A 19,573-nucleotide genomic window follows, 5' to 3' on the forward strand; every position below is an offset into this window, starting at 1 on the left:
CGAACGCCCGACTAAAGAACCAAAAAAACCCTCGCTAGCGAGGGTTTTTTTATGCCTGAAATTATGGGCCCGTCTAATACACGATTCTGTTTAGCAAACGATATAAAGCAGGCAACCTAAAAGCGTTCAATTTCTACCGTTTTTGCGTTTTCAAACAATCAATACAGAAGCGTGAACAGTTTTCTCTGGAATTCAGTGGCTAATGGATCGCCTTTGCCAAGGCTGGCAACAATTTCCATATACGCTTTTTTTGCATTGCCATCGTCGAAGTTAAGATCGCGACGCAAAAGACCATAGAGTAATTCTAAAGCTTCACGCACTTTACTGTTTTGGCTGTACTGTACGGCGAGCTGATAAGCGGCGTGAGAGTCCTCAGGGTTGTCAGCCACTTTCTTTTCAAGTGCCAACAATTCCGGTGACGACGCAGCTTCTCGCTTCAAATCCAGCAGTGCTTTCGCCTGCTGATAATTAGCATCCTGACTAATCAGAGGCACCTTTTCCAACAGTGCCTCGGCCTCGTCGCAACGATTCAGATGCAGATAGACTTGGGCCAGCCCCACGCCGATCTCCGCCTGTTCACCGGAATCGCGATAGGCTTGCAACAATAGTGGCAAAGCTTCTTTAAAATTTTCTTCCGCCATAAATTGGTTGGCCTTTTCAATCAGTGCCTCCCAAGGCGCTGGTAGATGTTTCTGTAGCATCTCCCGAATCGCTTGTTCCGACTGCGCACCAGCAAAACCATCAATGGGCTGCCCATCTTTCATCAGCATTACAGTTGGCAAACTGCGCACACCAAATTGTGCGGCAATGGGCTGCAACTCGTCGGCATTCAGTTTGGCAAGCAGAAATTGGCCGTCGTACTCTGTCGCCAATTTTTCCAATAACGGCATTAATGTTTTACAAGGCTCACACCAATCCGCCCAGAAGTCGATGACGACCAGCCGCTGGCTGGACTCTTCAATCAGTACCTGCTGGGCGTTTTCGGCAGTTACTGTAACAATATTGGGATTCATACATCGCTCCGAATGTTCGTGTTACGGTTTCAAAAATTTCGGGCATTGCCTGATTGCTGCACTACCCGATGATTGTCTTGTGTTTATTGCGGTTTGCGGTGATATACGCGCCTACAGTGAAACGAAGGTCATTTACAGGCTATCGTAGACCAGCCCCACCCAAACATCGGGTGTAAACATGCCCGGTTCGAACGGCGCTTTCACACGATCCAGCGGCTTGGCGGCAACGGTATCGGCACGGGATTTCCCCTCTGCCTTTAAGGATTCAATCGCCGTTACTGCCTCGTCAAGAAACCCGTGATATTGCTGCAGTTCACTGCGGGTGGCAAGGTTACCGTGGCCGGGAATGATACGAGTATCCTCATCGATTTTTTCAATAATTGCCGCCACCGCGGTCACCATTCCGCGAGCATTCCCGCCGCTACCTGCGTCAATAAACGGCAGAGAGCCGTTAAAGAACAAATCTCCGGTATGGACGGCAACCAACTGCTCGTCGCGATGAAAATACACAACCGTATCGCCGTCGGTATGGGCAGGCCCCAAATGCTTCAACGTTAGTGTCAATTCGTCCCAATGGATGGTCATGCCATCATCGTAGGTGACAACCGGCAAAGCTTCAGGTGGCGCCGGTGGTACCTTGACATCAAAAGCGGCAACTTCACCCCCGGTGACTAATCTCTCTCGCACGTGATCGTGGGCAACAATGATGGCCCCGTTTTTGCCAATCAGACTGTTGTTACCCGTGTGGTCAAAATGCCAGTGGGTATTCAACAGAAATCGTGGTTTGCCTTCCTCGAACGCATCTAGCGCAGCATCAAGTTTACTCTCCAGCTGAGAGAAGTCATCATCAATGACCAGCAACCCGTCACGGCCCTGAACAACGCCAATATTGCCACCAGCGCCTTGAAGCATACTTACCGCTTCCGTGACCGGCGTTGTTTTAAAATCAACGTTTGAAAAATCCTGCGCATTCACACCGTGCAGATAGGCCATCACCGTAGCGGCAGCCAATCCACTCAGTATTCGTTTGGAATATTTTTTCATCGTCTTAGATTCCTTTCTTATCGTTTACAGTTGGGATTCTTAATCCACAAACACTCTGGCATTGCGGAACATACGCATCCAAGCGCTATCCTCTTTCCAATCGTCCGGGTGCCAGGAGTTACAAACCGTTCGTGCCACCCGTTCAGGGTGAGGCATCATTATGGTTACGCGACCATCTTTACTGGTCACACTGGTGATGCCTTTCGCAGAACCGTTCGGGTTGGCGGGATAGTCGGTCGTATAGCGTTTAAAATTATCCAGATAACGCAAACTGACCAGCCCACTGTCGTGGCAATCACGTAGTGCTTCTTCACTGGAGAACTCTACCCGACCTTCGCCATGGGCTACCGCCACCGGCAGCACACTGCCAGCCATATCCTGCAACAGGACTGAAGGTGACTTTTCAATCCCAACCAAACTGAATCGAGCTTCAAATTGCTCAGACTCGTTGCGCACAAATCTCGGCCAATGGTCAGCTCCGGGAATTAAGGATTTCAGCCTGGAAAACATCTGACAACCATTGCAAACACCGAGAGAAAACGTGTCGCTGCGCGAGAAATATTTCGCGAATACGTATCTAGTCTGGGCGTGGAACAGAATGGTTTTAGCCCAACCCTCGCCAGCGCCAAGTACATCGCCATAAGAAAAGCCACCGCAAGCCACCAGCCCCTTGAATTCGTCGAGCGTCAACTTACCAGCGAGAATATCACTCATGTGTACGTCAATGGCTGAAAAGCCTGCACGATCGAACGCGGCCGCCATCTCCACATGGCCATTAACGCCCTGCTCCCGCAAAATGGCGACCTTGGGCCGAATACCTTTTTTAATGTAGGGCGCGGCAACGTCCTCTGCGGGATCAAAACTCAATTCGACACTCAGGCCTGGGTTGACCTGGTCGATTTGGCGATATTCTGACTCAGCACAATCGGCGTTGTCCCTCAGTCGGGCAACTTCGTAGCTGGTGCGGCTCCAGAGTCGTTGCAATTCAGCGCGGGTCTCTTCATAAATGACTTCGCCACCAAACTCCACTCGCAGATAATCTCTGCCATTCAACCAGCCCAGCTCTACAACGCTAAGACCCGCGTCCCGCAGTTGTGTAACAGCTTCAGGGGTATCGTCTCGACGCACTTGAACCACCGCGCCCAGCTCTTCGGAAAACAGAATCGCCAGCGGATCAGTCCCTATACCATCAATATTGATATCGACACCACAGTGTCCCGCAAAAGCCATTTCAGCAATGGTGGCAAACAGACCGCCATCGCTGCGGTCATGATAGGCCAACAACTTGCCATCGGCATTGAGTGACTGAATTTGTTCGAAAAAGCGCTTCAGCAGACTGGCATCGTCAAGGTCGGCCGCGTCAGAACCCATTTGCTCATAGACTTGCGCCAGGATACTGCCCCCCAAGCGGTTTGCGCCGCCACCTAGGTCAATTAAAAGTAAGTCCGTAGTTCCTTGATCAGTGCGAAGTTCCGGTGTCAGCGTCCGGCGAACATCAGCCACGGGGGCAAACGCCGAGATAATCAACGACAGAGGTGCCGTCACGGCTTTGTCTTTGCCGTTTTCCTGCCAAGCTGTTTTCATCGACATGGAATCTTTACCGACAGGAATGGTAATCCCGAGCTCCGGACACAATTCCATTCCGAGAGCTTCAACGGTGCGGTAGAGATTCACATCTTCACCGGGATGACCGGCAGCACACATCCAGTTGGCCGAGAGGCGAACCTCGGACAAAGCCTTAATGCTCGCAGCGGCAATATTGGTGATGCTTTCGCCGACCGCCATGCGCGCAGAGGTGGGTCCATCGAGCAACGCCAACGGGGTACGCTCACCCATGCTCATGGCCTCACCGGCATAGGTGTCGTAGGCCTGCGCGGTCACGGCACAATCGGCCACAGGAACCTGCCAGGGACCGACCATTTGATCCCGTGTTACCTGCCCCGTTACCGAGCGGTCACCAATCGTAATGAGAAAACTCTTGCTGGCGACACTGGGATGCTGCATCACTCGCTCTGCCGCGTCATAAATATTGATGGCATCGGTTTTGAAGGCTTTGGTTTTAACCTCGCGGCTCTCTGCCTCCCGATGCATTTTGGGCGGCTTGCCAAACAACACGCTCATCGGTAGATCGACGGGTGAGGATTTAAATTCTTTGTCGTTGAGCCGAATACGGTCTTCGGCGATAGCCTCTCCGACAACCGCATAGGGGCAGCGCTCGCGCTCGCAGATGGCTTCAAAACGCGGCAGTTGCTCTGGCATGACCGCCATCACGTAACGTTCCTGGGCCTCATTGCACCAAATCTCGAGCGGACTCATACCCGGCTCGTCAGAATGAATATTGCGCAGTTCGAAATTCGCACCACACTCGCCATCCTTCGCCAGTTCAGGAAAAGCATTGGAAAAGCCGCCGGCACCCACATCGTGGATAAAGGCGATGGGATTGGACTCGCCCAACTGCCAGCACTGATCGATCACCTCTTGGCAGCGACGCTCAATCTCCGGGTTCTGCCGTTGGACCGACGCAAAGTCCAGGTCTTCCGTGGACGCACCAGAACTCATCGATGATGCAGCTCCGCCCCCAAGACCAATCAACATGGCTGGGCCACCAAGCGCTATCAGCTTGGCGCCCGGCGCGAAGGCCTCTTGAGCGATGTGTTCGGTTTTGATATTCCCGTAACCACCGGCAATCATAATGGGCTTGTGATAGCCGCGCCGCTCACGGTCAAAATCCATCTCAAAGGTTCGGAAATAACCACAAATATTGGGGCGCCCAAATTCATTATTGAACGCGGCGCCACCAATGGGCCCTTCGATCATGATATCCAGCGCCGAAACGATACGCTCCGGCTTGCCGTAGTTGGCCTCCCAAGGCTGCTCATAGCCTGGAATCTGCAGGTTGGAAACGGTAAAGCCGGTGAGTCCCACTTTCGGTTTGGAACCTTTTCCTACGGCCCCCTCATCGCGAATTTCGCCGCCGGCGCCAGTGCCCGCCCCTGGGAAGGGCGCAATCGCCGTCGGGTGGTTGTGGGTTTCCACCTTCATCAATATATGGATTGGCTCCTGATGAGCCGCATATTCTTTGGTCTCGGGATCTGGGTAGAAGCGACCTGCAACGGCACCCTCAACGACTGCGGCGTTGTCACTGTACGCAGAGAGCACACCTTCGCCACCCAGGTTAAAGGTATTGCGAATCATGCCAAACAGGGAATTGGGCATCTCTTCCCCATCCAGAGTCCAACTGGCATTAAAGATTTTATGACGGCAATGCTCAGAGTTCGCTTGTGCAAACATCATGAGCTCAACATCGGTCGGATCTCGACCTAAATCGAGAAAGCTTTTAACCAGATAATCAATTTCGTCGTCGGCCAACGCCAAGCCCAGGGATTGGTTGGCACTCACCAGACCATCGCGGCCTGCATTAAGAATATCCACATGAGCCAAGGGGCGCGGCGACTCCTGCTCAAACAGCGATTCTGCAGCCTCGAGCGAGGCCATGACAGCTTCTGTCATACGATCGTGGAGCAAGTCGGACAGAGCGCCCGCTTCTTTCACGCCTTCAACATAATATGCAATGCCACGCTCCAGACGCTCAACCTTTTCTAATCCAGCGTTATGGGCAATGTCCGTTGCCTTAGATGACCAGGGTGATTTGGTGCCGGGGCGAGGAACCACCAACAGCAGCAACCCGTGAGGATCCTGCACCGGCAGGCTCGGGCCATAGTGTAATAACTCTTCTAGCCGTTTAACTTCAGCGGCGGTTAACTCGTTAGACAACGCAGCAAAATGCATGTATTCCGCATACACTCCACTGACGGACGCATCGATTGCCTGCAAATTGACCAGCAGTTTTTTGGCGCGAAAGTCAGACAGTGCAGGCACACCGCGTAGCGTGAGCATAGTTTCCCCTTTTGTACCGAGTGAAGCCACCAATCATGGGCGGCTTAATATGACCTGGAAGCGTCAGTCGCACCTTGGCAAGCTCGGCTCCCGGAAAGCGCGCCATTGTACTGGATATCCCCCGCCAAGACAGCCGCTCGTCTGCCTCTAAAGACCGCTGCCTTCGGGCCAAATGGAGCCAAGATCCCGGTGCCTGTGACTGCTATCACACCATTATGGCAAAAACAAGCTATTCTGAATCTTGCTAGGTAGGATAAAATTCTAAAGTTATCCCCAGTCGGACAGTGCCCTTTCGCTGCTACAACGCAACGATATGCTTATCAAGAGCAGACCTAATGAGCGTGAGTCCGTCAAACAGGAAGATGTTGGATGCACGGTCGCCCAGAGCGACTTGTGCCCATAAGGACTCATTCATTCGCCAACATATGGAGCGCTGACTGGCTTTGCGCAGGCTTAACCTTTTAACATTGATACAGCATGTTGGCATGATCCTGCTTTTGATCAGCCTGTCGCTGTTTCTGACCGGCAGTCATACACCAACTGCACTGGAAAAAACTCTGCAAGCGGGTCGCCTAACCATTGTCTCGCGCAACGGACCAACCACCTACTTCGAAGGTCCCAATGGCTTTGATGGCTATGAATATCATCTCGCCAAAGCCTTTGCAGATTCGCTTGGTGTCGACCTGGAAATCCGCGAAGAAAGTAACCTGTCTGAGCTGCTGGACGCAGCGGGCACCGAAGAAGGTCAGTTCTCTGCGGCAGGCATCACGGTCACCGAAGAAAGACGCCAGAAGGTCAGGTTCACCTATCCGTATTTGCAGGTTCGACAGCAACTGCTTTACCGGTCAGGCAATTTCCGCCCACGCACGATCGAAGACCTCTATGGCAAAAACATCCTGGTCATCTCTAACAGTTCGCACGTGGAAACCCTGCGCAACCTACAGAAAGACTATCCTCGCCTGCGCTGGAATGAGCAGTCCAATCTGGACATGATTGAACTCATTGAAATGGTCAACAATGGCGATATCGACTATACGATTGTTGATTCCAATGCCTTTGATCTGAATCGCGTCATCTACCCAAGAGCCAAAGTGGCTTTTGACGTCACAGAATCTGAAGACCTCGCCTGGGCGTTTCCCCAATCTGACGATGACAGTCTGTATAAGTTAGCCAACGCCTTTTTGAAAAACGCGACGGACATGGGGTTGCTGGATCAGATTACGGATATCTACTACGGCCAGATTGCCAAAATGGATATGGGCAGCGCCGTCACCTTTACCCGCCGCCTGGAAAACCGCCTGCCCCTCTGGGAAGAACATCTCAAGCAGGCCGCAGCGCTGCACGATATCGACTGGATGCTGCTGGCGGCCATGAGCTATCAGGAATCCCACTGGGACGCGAAAGCAGTATCCAGCACGGGTGTGCGCGGGCTAATGATGTTGACACAGATTACCGCCAGGGAAATGGGTATTACGAACCGCAGCGATCCAGTCCAGAGTATTTATGGCGGCGCTAAATATTTTCGCAAAATTTACGACCGGATTCCGACCAGTGTGAATTTAGAAGACCGTCAGTGGATGGCACTGGCAGCTTATAACATCGGTTTCGGACACCTGCGGGATGCCCGGACGTTGGCGCGACGCGAAGGATTGAATCCAGACATCTGGGACGACCTTGAAAAAGTTCTGCCGCTGCTGGCCAAGCGCAAGTACTACAGTACACTGCCCCATGGTTACGCCCGCGGCTGGGAACCCGTGGCATACGTCAACAACATCCGCAACTTCCACAAAACCATAGCCTGGCATCAACAGGTGCAACAGAGTCGGCTTGCCACCTCTCGCGGGGACGATTTGGAAGACCTTACCCCGCCGCCACTCAACGAGCAGGCGAAGTCGGAAAAAGGCACGTCACTGCTGTAATCCGAACTCAACCCAGCGTCGGCAAACTGCCTGGCTCACAATGCAATGCCAGCCAAACGGTTTCGGTCTCTTGCGCTGTTGACACCACACGGTGGCGCTCATGAGCGGCGATAAAAACATAATCGCCTGGCGTCATTGGCATTCGACGACCATCCAAAAATTCTAATTCCGCAGCACCACGAAGCAGAATCACCCATTCGTCATCCTGCTGTTGGTACCACGCATGCTCCGGTGACGCCTGCCCCAACGAGACAATTCTCTGCAAATAAAAACCTTTGCCTCGAAGCAACTCGGTAAAAACCTCTGCCTCCGAATGACCATGGGCGGCTGAATAAAGATTGCCTGCAACCATCAGAGCTCTCTAAACGCCAATATCTTCGTTCCAGAGTTCCGGCTTGGCGGCGATAAAATCTCTCATCAGCTGCTTACACTCATCGCTATCAACCAACTCCAAGGTCACCCCCCGGGAACGCAGATAATCTTCCGGCCCACGAAAGGTCTCGTTTTCGCCAATGACAACTTTGGGAATCCCATACAACAGCACCGTACCACTGCACATATCACATGGTGACAGGGTGCTGTAGAGAACCGCCCGCTGATAATCAGACGCTTTGAGACGCCCAGCATTTTCCAAGCAATCCATTTCAGCATGAAGTACGGCACTCAATTTCTGCACCCGCTGGTTGTGCCCACGCGCAACAATATTGTCATCGATCACCAATACCGACCCAATGGGTATTCCACCGGCAGCCAACCCTTTGCGAGCCTCTGCAATTGCCGCGGCCATAAATGCATCCATACACACCTCCTCGTTGACAGCGAGCCGCCGGAACGTCAGAACCCGGCGGCCAATATTTGGTTAGTCGTCGGCCAACCACTCGACTCGGTAGAGGTCGCGACGGCGGTCGAGAAAGTTACGTACCGATCCGTCATTACGCAGTATCTGCAGCTGATCCAGATCCACATCAACGATTAACGTCATCTCCGTATTGGGTGTCGTTTCCGCCATAATGGCATCGTGGGGAAATGAAAAATCCGACGGTGAAAATACCGCGGTCTGGCCGTATTGAATATCTACGTCATCGACTTTTGGTAAATTTCCGATGCTGCCGGCAATAGCAACGTAGCATTCATTTTCAATAGCACGGGCTTGTGCACACCGACGCACGCGCAAATAGCCATTTTTGGTATCGGTCCAGAAGGGAACCAGCAAAATCTGCATTTCTTTGTCACTGAGAATTCTCGCCAGCTCTGGAAACTCTACATCGTAACAAATGAGAATGCCGATACGACCAAAATCCGTCTCAAACACTTTTAGACTGTTGCCCCCCTGCATGACCCAATCGCGCTTTTCGTGCGGCGTAGGATGCAGTTTTGCCTGGGATTCAATCGCCCCGGACCGATGGCACAGATAGGCAATATTAAACAGCTCGTTATCCTCTAGAACAGGAACCGATCCTGCGATCACATTGATGTTGTAGCTCACCGCCAGATAGGAAATCCGCGAGATAATTTCATCCGTGTGACTGGCCAGAAAACGAATGGCGTCATTGGTATTATTATGCTTGGCCAACCCCATCAGTGGCGCATTAAAAAATTCAGGAAACAAAGCGACGTCACAACGGTAGTCAGACAGCGCATCAATAAAATACTCCACCTGTTGCAAAAGAGCCTCGACGCTTTCCATCTCCCGCATCTGCCACTGCACACAACCGATTCGAGCAGTACTTTTACGTGCACCAAACAACGCCTTTTTCTTAGGCTCGAAGTAAATATTGAACCACTCCAACAAAGTCGCATAGCCGGATGATTCCTTGTCTTCCGGCAAGTAGGCTTTTAATACCCGGCGCACGTCAAAATCATTGGACAGCTGAAAGGTCAGTATTGGATCGTAAATCTCTTTGCGTTTGACCGCTTCGATGTACTCTTGAGGTGACAGTTTACTGCGATAATCCTTGTAGCCGGGAATTCGGCCTCCGGCGATGATCGCGCGTAAATTCAGGCTTCGACACAGCTCTTTGCGCGCCTCGTACAAGCGTCGGCCCAAACGCAAATTGCGATAGTCCTGATCAACGAAGACGTCGACTCCGTAGAGCACATCCCCTTTGGGGTCATGTGTCGTCAGATAGGCGTTACCGGTAATCTCATCGTAGGTATGCTCATCGCCGAATTTGTCGTAGTCGACCACGACAGAGAAAGCGGCGGCAATGACTTTGCCATTGTCTTCGATACAGATTTGCCCCTCGCCAAACACTTTCAGCATGGCGCTGTACTTGGTACGGGGCCAGCCCCCACCAAGGGTTTTGTAGACATCATTCATAATGCGGTCTACATCATCGTAATCCTCCGGGGTCAGGTTGCGGAGTTTCAACTCAACATCACCGTGGAGATCGTGTTCAGAGGTCATAGCGTGATTACCAAAAGGACGAGGGATGCTCACAAAGTTTGAGTAGGTCGCTTGCGCCGTGAGCGTCTGCGTTCGCGAAAAAATTCTTGCATCAGGGCCGTTGCGTCCTCTTCGAGCACCCCGGCGGTAACTTCGACCCGATGATTAAAATACGGCTGCTCCAAAATGTGTGCCTGACTGTGGATGACGCCGGCTTTGGGTTCCGGTGCGCCATACACCAATCGACGGATACGGCTATGAATTATGGCACCTGCACACATGGTGCAAGGCTCAATAGTGACGTATAGAGTCGCCCCTGGCAGACGATAATTCGCCTGTTGCTCGCCGGCCCGTCGCAGGGCAACAATCTCGGCATGAGCGCTAGGGTCGTGGGAAAGGATTGGTTGGTTCCAGGCACTGCCTATGCACTCATCGTCCAAAACGACCAGCGCGCCGACAGGCACCTCGCCTTGCTCAGCGGCACGCGCCGCCAGTTGCAAAGCTTGTCGCATCCAGAATTCATCTCGCACGTCGAGATTCAAAACACACTTACCTGCTGATCAACTATTCGGCAGACAGATCTGCCAGAGGGCCATGATCCCGCTCCCACTGCTCTTTGGACGTCAAAAAACTGAATCGGCGAACACTCTCATTTCCCAGAGCAACCGTGGCAAAAAATTCATCTAACGGCCGAATCCAATAGCTGTAATCACCGTAAAGACACCGGTAGAATACATGCCACTGCTCGGTTTCACTATGCCTTGCCACCTGAATCAGCTGATATATACTCCCCCTGAAATGGCGGTAGATGCCAGGTTTGGCAAGTTTGATAAGTTCGTGGTCTGACTTGGTCAACGTCAGTGTCTCCTGAATGCAGTCTACAACTGTCAGCTATTGTACGCCTTTTGGCAATTGCTTGGCCTAGGGCATGTTTACACAAGTTTAGTGGCACCGCTTTGTAACCACTTTTTTCGATCATCTGGACGCCAAACACTTGTGTAGCGGGCCTGCATGAGCGAATGGCAATACCGTGGAGCAGAACAAGCGTACCGGCAGTCCGGATTGCGGAACCTGCCGGGATAGGCACCCCGAATGTGTCTCTGGGAGTTTATAGCGTATATCCTGCAACACTATGAAATTATTTAGATAACAATTTTCTCGTCTACCAACGAAGTAACCGTAAGAGGACACCAATGCCACTCATCAATTATATCGAAGCCAATGGCACCCATCACGAAGTTGAAGTCGCCTCAGGTGACTCCATTATGCAAGGTGCTGTCGACAATATGATCGATGCCATTTTGGCGGAATGTGGTGGCGCCTGTGCCTGTGCGACCTGCCATTGTTATGTGGACGCGGCTTGGATCAGCAAGATTCCTCCCGCTGAGGCAACCGAAAAGGATCTACTGGAAGCGGCTTACGAGCCAAAAGACAACAGTCGCCTGAGCTGCCAGATTATCGTAACCGATGACATGGATGGGTTTACCGTTCACTTACCAGAATCTCAATACTAAAAATAGTCTGACAACAGAGGCTCGCCCGCCTCTGTTGTCACGCCAGCACCACCTCTCGCAGATGTGCTGCCGTGAGTAAACGCAGAAATAACGGCAATGTTATTTCTCGATGCGAAATGTGGTGGTCACGTCCGCGGTGATTTTTTGCTCACCAGGACTGACAACAACCGGGTCGGCGCTTTCACTTTTATAACTGCTTCTAGAGGCGGATTTCACCTCAGCAAACTGGGGCATACCACCTTGAACGCTGACCTGTGAATTCAACAGTGCCCCCCGCTGCTGACCGAGAGCCGACAGAGCAACCTCGACCTGCATTCCCGCGTAAATCATTGCATCCCGAATCGCATCCAGCTCCAATTGACGACGCTGACTGAATTCGAACTGAACAGGATTCATTTCATTCACTCCGCTGTCGAGCAGGTCTCCGGTCAGGCTGCCAACCAGTGACAATTCAGTCACCTTAATCATGACAGACACTTCTGCCACGTGGCCTCGTAAGGTACGCCCCCCTTGGCGATCATAGTCCCACACGGGCGCGACCGAGACATCGGATATGCGAATAAATCTGTCTTCGAGATTCCAACGTTGAATTAAGGACGCCAAAGCTCCCTGATGCCGGCGCGCGTTTGATACGGCGGTATCCGGATCATCTGCCTCCTCCACAATACGACCTGAGATGATGGCCACATCGGGAATCGCAGACACTTCACCACGGGCACTGACAGTAATCTCATGCTCTTGCTCTGCCACGGCCATTGTCGCGCCCCCGAGACAGCCCAAAACCAAAAATGAGTGAAATACCATTCGCATTGCTTTCATTGTTTGCACCTTAAACCTACTCCGTCGGTAATATCGATGTTTTAAATAGAATCTTAGCCGGACAGAACTCCTGCTCTGTCTCAAATTAATCCGTTTTTCTGCCAGTATTTTTTACACTGATTGAGTTGTACCAAAAAGCCTTTCCCAACGCGCCACAAGATTCGATTGCAGCTCGTTCAGGGGGCGTAGACGATATCGCCCATCGGGCTCAGAGACCAGCAAATCCAAGCGCTCAAGTTTGGCAAGCGCATCGCTCACCTCAAAATCCACGGGTTTTCCAACCAAGGGCTGGAGGAAGGCTTCAACGTCATCATCCAGACGCTTCGCATCAAGCCCTTGTTCTGCAAGCATGAGAAAACACAGTGCTAATACAGCCTCTTTGCCCTCCTCTTCTTCCGCGTCGTTGAGCAGGCGATAAAAAACCCCGGCGTTATTGTCGAGGTTTTTGAAATACAAATTTTGGGTGAGCGTTTGAGAAAACTGCAGTTTTCGATTTTTAAACGCACTGAACTGTTTCCAGAAATGCGCCCCCAAAGCTCCCAAACCAGCCATCAACGCAATCAATGCCGACTTATCCAACGCCACCGGTGCATCACGGGTACCCATATAATAACCCGCCAGCGATGCCAGTAAGAGCAGCGACCCTCCCAACTTGGTTGAAATGACGACGGCACCGCCAACCGCTGCTGGAACGCCTATGAGCAGTTTGTCGAGGGTACGCATGCGAATCCGAGTATTCGGAAACAGCATTTCAAGATCAGCCCTGGGGACATCCTCAAACAGCTTTAACAGAATACTGCCCGGCCGACAGCTGGGGTGTGGATTATCGATCTCTTCACGAAAACGGATATAGAGAAGTACACGATCGTAATTAAGAAATTTCACAGTTTGCCGACGCAAACCAAACCACGTTTTCACCGACTCCGTTGCGACATTTTCACCTCGGCAGAACAACAACACCTCATCGAAATCATCAAATTCAATGTGCAGACTGATTTTGAACATGGAACTGCTCTCGAGAGCGCGGGATAAATCCTGCTCTGACAATGGCTCGTAGTTGCCCTTCTCCAGTACGTTCAGTAGCAGTGTTTTAAGTTCCGGAGTCTGCGGCTTTTCAGCTGCCCCCCACAGTTTGGGAATCACCGTGTCTGCATTCGGATCAAAGGCCGCATAGGCGCGCTTGAACGCTTCCTGCGTCTGGTGAAACTCTACGTGCAGAAGGTCTGTTATCATCGCCGCCAACGACTGAAAGCGATCTTCGGAATGTCCAGCTGTTTCCAGTTTATGCCCACATAGCTGAACAATATCGGCGCGGCTCAGTGGAATAAATCGCCGCGGCTTGAGATCCTCCTTTTTCACACATCCTCTCCTGGCGGTTGGGTATGTCGGTCCTTCGGTTGGTCACTGTCTGGTTCAACATACAGTGTTTCGACAGTGGGCAAACGGAACAGATAGACCGTAACGCCCAAACCGATAGCAAACAGTATCCCGGCCACCCACCAGCGCCCGATAATAAACGACGAAGAGCACATGCTGATCCACAGCAAAATGACAACGCGATTGCGCACCCGGCGCGAAATGCCGCCGCCGTCTTCCCAGGAACGGACAATACCACCAAGGCGTTTATGATTGCGGAGCCACTGATGAAACCGCTCGCTGCTACGCGAAAAACACCAGGCCGCCAGCAGAATAAACGGCGTTGTTGGAAGAATGGGTAAAAAGATCCCTATCACGCCCAGAACGACCGATGTCCACCCCAGAGCAACCAGGAAATAATGTTTGATCATTACTATCGGAATCCGCGCAAAAGCCCGCGACTCAAAATCATGTCAATAACCGCCACTAGTGCTGGTGACCGCCAACGCCGTGAGCGTGTCCATGGGCAAGCTCTTCCGCAGTAGCCTCGCGCACGGCAACCACTTGCAGATCAAACGTCAGCGCCTCTCCGGCGAGAGGATGGTTGGTGTCAATATCTACCGTCTTTAGACCGACTTTCGCCACACACACGTCGCGAGGGCCTTTTTCGGTGTTCAGTTTCACCCGCTGACCTACTTTGAGTTTGCCCCCTGTGAGAATGTGTTTGCGGGGCACCCGCTGCTGCGCGTTGGGCTGTCGCGTACCGTAGGCTTGGCCTGGTTGTAACGTGATTGAAAATTCATCGCCAGGCTGTTTACCAAGAAGCGCTTCACCAATAGCTGGCAGCACCCCACGACGCCCCTGCAAATACAAGATTGGATCACCACCGTGGGATTCTTCGATAAATTCTCCATCGGCTTTCGTCAGTCGATAATGCAAAGTGACAACACAATCCCGAGTTATTTCCATAAACATGTCCAAATCAAGCAGAGATAGATAGCCTTCGTTCAGGCAGCGGCAAGTATGGCGAGACACAACCCCAATGGCAAACATCGCAGGGGCTTTCTCCGAGACTCAGGGGTCGCGGGCTGCGGTGCAATTCGCACCAACAATCCCTACAATATCCGCCCCCATCACAGAGAATGACTCTATGGCCTTGCATTGGTACCCAGGGCACATGCACAAAGCCCGCAAGGAAATTGCCCAGCGTTTAGACAGTGTGGATTTGCTGATTGAATTGCTGGATGCACGTATTCCCTATTCCAGCGAAAACCCGGACATTCGTACCTTGCGGGGCGACAAACCCTGCCTGAAGATACTGAACAAAGCTGATCTGGCCGATTCGACACTCACCGCACATTGGCAGCAGCACTTGCAAGAGGAGGCCCACGTAAAATCCCTGGCCATCAGCGCCAGCGAACCGGCTTGCAAGTCCCGGATTGAAGATCTCTGCAAAAAATTGATCCCCGGCAAGGCCGAGGGCCCTAAGTCGATTATTGCGCTGGTGGTGGGCATTCCCAACGTGGGTAAATCGACACTGATCAACACCCTGTCAGGACGCGTCATTGCAAAAACCGGTAACGAGCCTGCGGTGACCAAAAAGCAACAGCAGATCAATCTCGGTAACGGCATTATCTTGCTGGATACTCCCGGCATTCTCTGGCCAAAAGTGGAGAGTCCCGACAGCAGTCTGCGCCTTGGCACCACCGCGGCCATTAAAGACACCGCCATGGATTACGAGTCCGTTGGCTTTCATCTGGCGGAATATTTATTACAGGCATACCCAGATCTGCTTCGCGCCCGCTTTCAACTTGACAGCTTGCCAGCAGAAGCCGTGGAGTTTCTCGAATTGGCCGCCGCCCGTCGCGGTGCCCTCGGGGCCGGTGGACGACCAAACCTGCACCGTATCTGCGAAATCCTCGTGCGGGAATTCCGCTCCGGCGCCCTCGGGAAGATTTCTCTCGAAACGCCGGAAATGATCGCCGTAGAACAACAAAAAGTCGCTCAGGCGCAGGCGGAAAAAGCAGCCCGCAAAAGCGCCAGACGAGGCAAGCACAAGGCGTCCTCGCACCCCACAAAGAACTCGCCAGCCCCCAAGGAATAAGCCATGCCCATTCTGTTACGTCGCTTGCTGATGTTGGCTCTGGTCGCCGCGCCCGTCGTACTCCTTTATGTTCTTCTAAAACCGTCTACCGAAACCTCGAGCGGACAGCGCCTGGAACTTCCCTGGGATATTGAGACCTTTGACGATGGCACAGCTCAAGTATTTGGCCTGCGACTCGATACCACGCAGGCTGGCGAGGCCATCGCTCAGCTGGGTGAAGATCATGACCTGGCCATCATGTCGACGACAGACACTTTAGGGGAAATCGAAATCTACTATGGCTATTTTCGCAGCGGTCCACTCCAAGGGAAGTTGATCTTGGGGTTGGGCGCCAGTGAAAATCAGATTGCAGACTTTAAAGAGCGCTCCGCCAACCTTTCTCACACCAGCAGCGGCAACCGTAAATACGTTCCAGCCGCTGACGATTTACCGGAAATCTTTTCACTTCCGATCAGTAGCGTGTCGTTTATCCCCGCCGCCCGACTGGACGCTGAAATCATCAACGCTCGTTTCGGGGCGCCCGCCGAGATCATCGAGGTATCGGAAACAGAAACTCACTATCTGTTTCCAAACCGAGGTTTGGACATCACCGTAAATAGCGAAGGTAAAGACGTTCTACAGTATGTGGCACCACGAGCGTTCCAACGCCTGCGACAGCCCTTAGAACGACTGACAGAAACCTCGACTTCTTCGACAACCGAGTGATACCAGAGCCATTGCTATGACATCTCCTATTCCACCTCGCGGCCTGATCATCATGGCTCATGGCAGTCGTCGGGATTCAGCCAATACCGAATTTTTCGATTTTGTCGACGCCGTCGCGTCTAGCGCCACGGATCGCTACCTGGAAACCCGGCCAGCACTGCTGGAACAGGCACCGCCAACACTACTGCAAGCCTGCCAGAGTCTACGGGATGATATTAAAGAGATTGATGTCTATCCCCTTTTCTTCAATCGGGGTAAACACGTCGAAAAAGACATTCCGGCGCAAGTCGCGGAGGTGATGGAGCAGATGCCTCATCGTCGAGTACACCTGCTTCCTTACTTCGGCAGTAACGGGCTATTGCCGCAACTGACGCTCGCGCACATTGATCTATTGCGGTTAGAGGGCGAGAGTCAGCAAGAGGGCTAGTCAGACCTGAGTTGTTGTCTAGATACCCATTTTATTAAGCACGTCCATTACCTCTCGTAGCGCGCGAGCTAATTTTGGATGATCACTTTCGAAGGCAACCGCCTTTTCGTCGAGTTCTGACTGGGGTTGTTCGTGCTTTCCTTCAGCAATCGCCGTCATAAGATCCCCGAGCAGATCTCGCTCCTTACCGTTTAGGGCCGTTTGCATCTGCTTGCGTACCTCAGCGATGTGCGCTTTCAACAGGTCTTCACTCATACCATCTTTCTCCACTCTCTGACGTTCACCGGCAACGTTTTTTGTCACACTCGTTGTATTAGGGGCAATCGTAAACACTGAAACTCTGGCGGCCAGCCAGTGGCTTATCGTTTGCGACCACAGTATTTCCGTCCATGGTCACGGCTTCGTTGCGGGCCAACAGCAGTAATTCAGACTGCACGGTTTCCTCGTTGCGATTTACACCGATTGTCGCACGGGTTTGTGCCGTCGCCCGTCCCAGGTATTTGCAGTCGCCAACCTCGGTAGACATCCTGACCTCAATCGATTCTGCGCCAGGCGCCGGCGTAATCCAGCTGCAGGATGCGCCCAGCAACGTCGTGGCCAGCGCCACCCCCAGTGTATACCTCTTTTTCATCGTTTTTGCTTCCTTCCCCAAACAAGTGGATATCCAAGTCAATCGAGTTTCTAAACCCATGGTGTCTCATAGAGACCTATCTCGACTCATGTAGATAGTGTATGGATAGTCACCTGCATCATTTCATTACCAATATGTTACCTCAGAGTCCGATTTTGCCCTAATCTTCGAAAAAGCAGGACACATTTCAGTCTGCACGCAATGTTTGCCATGCCGTCCCCCAAGCCGTTTATAATGCGCGTCGCCCGAACGTGACTGAACGGCGTTATGCCACTGCCTACGGACCCTAACTATGACCAATAAACTTGAGCAATTGAAAACCATGACCGACGTCGTTGCCGATACCGGTGACATAGGTTCGATTGCCAAATACCAGCCCCTGGATGCGACCACCAACCCTTCCCTGCTCTACAAAGCCGCCCAGCAACCCGAATATCGCGAGTTAATGCTGTCGGCCATTGAAAATGCCAAAGGAGATATCGCTGTCGCTTGTGATCACCTTGCCGTTGCCGTCGGCAAAGAAATTCTCGAGCTGATCCCCGGCCGTATATCTACGGAAGTCGATGCCCATTTGTCTTTTGACAAGGATGCCACCGTAGAAAAAGCCCGCGAGTTGATGGGGCTCTACGCTGATGCGGGTATCAGTGCGGATCGCATCTTGATCAAAATTGCCGCTACCTGGGAAGGTATCGAAGCTGCTCGCGAACTGGAACAGGAAGGCATCAACTGCAACCTAACCCTGCTATTCGGGTTTGCTCAAGCCGTTGCCTGCGCCGATGCTGGCGTTACACTAATCTCCCCTTTTGTCGGCAGAATTCTCGACTGGTACAAGGCAAAAGCACCGGCAGATACGGTGTTTACGGCCGCCAATGATCCTGGGGTTCTCTCCGTAACCCGAATTTACAACTACTTCAAACAACACGATTACAAGACCATTGTGATGGGCGCAAGCTTTCGCAATATCGGTGAAATTGAGGGTTTGGCCGGCTGTGATCGACTTACCATCAGCCCCGCCCTTCTGGACGAACTTGCTGCGGATTCCGGCGACCTCACTCGCCAACTGACTCCAGATAATCTGGGTGAAAATCAGCCAAGATTGTCCTTTGCAGAATCGGACTTTCGCTTTGCATTAAATGAAGACGCGATGGCGACGGAAAAATTGGCAGAGGGCATTCGCAACTTTGCTACCGATCAGCGTAACCTGGAAAAGTTGTTGAGCGATCTGGCCGCCAGCCGCTGATCGATCAAAGGGATGCAGTCATTGCGTTGCTGCATCCTCTCCTCCCGCCCCCGAATTACCTTACTGTCCCAAATCAAACAACCCGATCGCAGAGCCGACAATTGCGCAATAAATTGACACAGATCAATACTGACCGCTGAGATTTAAGTCTTTGTAATAACTGAAAAAAGGCCCATCTCCGCTGCCTGGAATGTATTTCGCTCTTAGTTTGACAGGTCCGTCTGTTGAAGAACGGACTCCAAAAAACCGAGAATGGAGACGATCCCATGGCAGAATATTGCGTTAATCACGAAGCCGAAGAAAAAGGCAACATCATTCACTTGATTCACTGTGCCGATGCCCCAGCAGCGGATAACTCACGCTACATTGGCTCCTACGGCAACCCGATCGCCGCCTACAAAGACGCCATGGGCTATTATCATGCCGTGGATTACTGCCCGAGCTGCCTTGCCAGTGCCACCAAACCGGCAGCGAACTGAAGCAGAGACAAAACGTCAGCACAAAAAAAGGGAGGCAAT

21 protein-coding genes are annotated in these 19,573 nt (G+C 52.2%); 7 read left to right on the forward strand and 14 right to left on the reverse strand.

The window, feature by feature from the left end:
• Positions 1-158 precede the first annotated feature (158 nt).
• From trxA to purL, 3 genes are all read right to left on the reverse strand, one after another.
• Positions 159-1,013 (reverse strand): thioredoxin, encoded by an 855-nt coding sequence (gene trxA, locus ACXAFR_RS02575; RefSeq protein ID WP_475171619.1) that lies wholly within the window; start codon positions 1,011-1,013, stop codon positions 159-161.
• Positions 1,014-1,145: 132 nt separating this feature from the next.
• Positions 1,146-2,057, reverse strand: coding sequence for an MBL fold metallo-hydrolase (locus ACXAFR_RS02580; RefSeq protein ID WP_475171622.1), 912 nt, complete (start codon positions 2,055-2,057; stop codon positions 1,146-1,148).
• Positions 2,058-2,096: 39 nt separating this feature from the next.
• Entirely contained in the window at positions 2,097-5,954 is a 3,858-nt protein-coding gene (purL, locus tag ACXAFR_RS02585) for a phosphoribosylformylglycinamidine synthase (RefSeq protein ID WP_475171623.1), read from the reverse strand.
• A gap of 467 nt (positions 5,955-6,421) precedes the next feature.
• Between purL and mltF the strand changes: the two genes are divergently transcribed.
• Complete coding sequence (gene mltF / locus ACXAFR_RS02590; RefSeq protein WP_475171624.1) at positions 6,422-7,873, forward strand: membrane-bound lytic murein transglycosylase MltF; 1,452 nt, start codon at positions 6,422-6,424, stop codon at positions 7,871-7,873.
• 7 nt (positions 7,874-7,880) lie between these two features.
• Here mltF and ACXAFR_RS02595 read toward each other — a convergent pair whose 3' ends face one another.
• The 5 genes from ACXAFR_RS02595 to ACXAFR_RS02615 are packed head-to-tail and all read right to left on the reverse strand — an operon-like array spanning position 7,881 to position 11,114.
• Positions 7,881-8,225: a cupin domain-containing protein gene (locus ACXAFR_RS02595; protein ID WP_475171625.1), complete on the reverse strand. Its 345-nt coding sequence runs from the start codon at positions 8,223-8,225 to the stop codon at positions 7,881-7,883.
• Positions 8,226-8,234: 9 nt separating this feature from the next.
• Positions 8,235-8,672, reverse strand: a complete 438-nt coding sequence (locus ACXAFR_RS02600) for a nucleoside deaminase (RefSeq protein ID WP_475171628.1) — start codon at positions 8,670-8,672, stop codon at positions 8,235-8,237.
• Positions 8,673-8,732: 60 nt separating this feature from the next.
• A complete protein-coding gene (locus ACXAFR_RS02605) occupies positions 8,733-10,280 on the reverse strand; it encodes a GNAT family N-acetyltransferase (RefSeq protein ID WP_475171629.1) in 1,548 nt (515 codons plus the stop codon).
• A gap of 29 nt (positions 10,281-10,309) precedes the next feature.
• On the reverse strand, positions 10,310-10,801 hold the full coding sequence (gene tadA / locus ACXAFR_RS02610; protein WP_475171631.1) for a tRNA adenosine(34) deaminase TadA: 492 nt from the start codon (positions 10,799-10,801) through the stop codon (positions 10,310-10,312).
• A 22-nt stretch (positions 10,802-10,823) separates the two neighbouring features.
• Positions 10,824-11,114 (reverse strand): DUF1653 domain-containing protein, encoded by a 291-nt coding sequence (locus tag ACXAFR_RS02615; RefSeq protein WP_475171633.1) that lies wholly within the window; start codon positions 11,112-11,114, stop codon positions 10,824-10,826.
• 338 nt (positions 11,115-11,452) lie between these two features.
• Between ACXAFR_RS02615 and ACXAFR_RS02620 the strand changes: the two genes are divergently transcribed.
• Positions 11,453-11,773 (forward strand): 2Fe-2S iron-sulfur cluster-binding protein, encoded by a 321-nt coding sequence (locus ACXAFR_RS02620; protein WP_475171635.1) that lies wholly within the window; start codon positions 11,453-11,455, stop codon positions 11,771-11,773.
• Positions 11,774-11,872: 99 nt separating this feature from the next.
• Here the strand turns inward: ACXAFR_RS02620 and ACXAFR_RS02625 are convergent, their stop codons facing one another.
• The 4 genes from ACXAFR_RS02625 to ACXAFR_RS02640 all read right to left on the reverse strand — a co-directional run bounded on the left by ACXAFR_RS02625 (position 11,873) and on the right by ACXAFR_RS02640 (position 15,001).
• Positions 11,873-12,592, reverse strand: a complete 720-nt coding sequence (locus ACXAFR_RS02625) for an SIMPL domain-containing protein (RefSeq protein WP_475171637.1) — start codon at positions 12,590-12,592, stop codon at positions 11,873-11,875.
• A gap of 111 nt (positions 12,593-12,703) precedes the next feature.
• Positions 12,704-13,951, reverse strand: a complete 1,248-nt coding sequence (locus tag ACXAFR_RS02630; RefSeq protein ID WP_475171639.1) for a TMEM143 family protein — start codon at positions 13,949-13,951, stop codon at positions 12,704-12,706.
• Positions 13,948-14,379: a YbaN family protein gene (locus ACXAFR_RS02635; RefSeq protein WP_475171645.1), complete on the reverse strand. Its 432-nt coding sequence runs from the start codon at positions 14,377-14,379 to the stop codon at positions 13,948-13,950. Before ACXAFR_RS02635 ends, ACXAFR_RS02630 begins: the two co-directional genes overlap by 4 nt.
• 55 nt (positions 14,380-14,434) lie before the next feature.
• A complete protein-coding gene (locus ACXAFR_RS02640) occupies positions 14,435-15,001 on the reverse strand; it encodes an FKBP-type peptidyl-prolyl cis-trans isomerase (RefSeq protein ID WP_475171648.1) in 567 nt (188 codons plus the stop codon).
• A 97-nt stretch (positions 15,002-15,098) separates the two neighbouring features.
• On the opposite strand from ACXAFR_RS02640, the gene ylqF reads away from it, so the two are divergent.
• From ylqF to ACXAFR_RS02655, 3 genes are read left to right on the forward strand one after another with little or no spacing between them, the layout of a single operon-like run.
• Positions 15,099-16,052: a ribosome biogenesis GTPase YlqF gene (ylqF, locus tag ACXAFR_RS02645; protein ID WP_475171650.1), complete on the forward strand. Its 954-nt coding sequence runs from the start codon at positions 15,099-15,101 to the stop codon at positions 16,050-16,052.
• Positions 16,053-16,055: 3 nt separating this feature from the next.
• Positions 16,056-16,757, forward strand: coding sequence for a hypothetical protein (locus tag ACXAFR_RS02650; RefSeq protein ID WP_475171651.1), 702 nt, complete (start codon positions 16,056-16,058; stop codon positions 16,755-16,757).
• 16 nt (positions 16,758-16,773) lie between these two features.
• Positions 16,774-17,184 carry a sirohydrochlorin chelatase gene (locus ACXAFR_RS02655; protein ID WP_475171653.1) on the forward strand — a complete coding sequence of 137 codons (411 nt, stop codon included), beginning with the start codon at positions 16,774-16,776 and terminating at the stop codon, positions 17,182-17,184.
• Positions 17,185-17,202: 18 nt separating this feature from the next.
• Here the strand turns inward: ACXAFR_RS02655 and ACXAFR_RS02660 are convergent, their stop codons facing one another.
• The gene (locus ACXAFR_RS02660) at positions 17,203-17,439 is read right to left on the reverse strand and encodes a DUF4404 family protein (protein WP_475171654.1); all 237 of its coding nucleotides are present in this window, start codon (positions 17,437-17,439) and stop codon (positions 17,203-17,205) included.
• A 58-nt stretch (positions 17,440-17,497) separates the two neighbouring features.
• On the reverse strand, positions 17,498-17,815 hold the full coding sequence (locus ACXAFR_RS02665) for a DUF4156 domain-containing protein (protein WP_475171656.1): 318 nt from the start codon (positions 17,813-17,815) through the stop codon (positions 17,498-17,500).
• Between the two features lie 292 nt (positions 17,816-18,107).
• Between ACXAFR_RS02665 and tal the strand changes: the two genes are divergently transcribed.
• Positions 18,108-19,055 carry a transaldolase gene (gene tal / locus ACXAFR_RS02670; protein ID WP_475171658.1) on the forward strand — a complete coding sequence of 316 codons (948 nt, stop codon included), beginning with the start codon at positions 18,108-18,110 and terminating at the stop codon, positions 19,053-19,055.
• 266 nt (positions 19,056-19,321) lie between these two features.
• A complete protein-coding gene (locus ACXAFR_RS02675; RefSeq protein WP_475171659.1) occupies positions 19,322-19,534 on the forward strand; it encodes a hypothetical protein in 213 nt (70 codons plus the stop codon).
• Positions 19,535-19,573 lie beyond the last annotated feature (39 nt).

Source organism: Pseudomaricurvus sp. ABR4_320 (genome assembly GCF_056159445.1).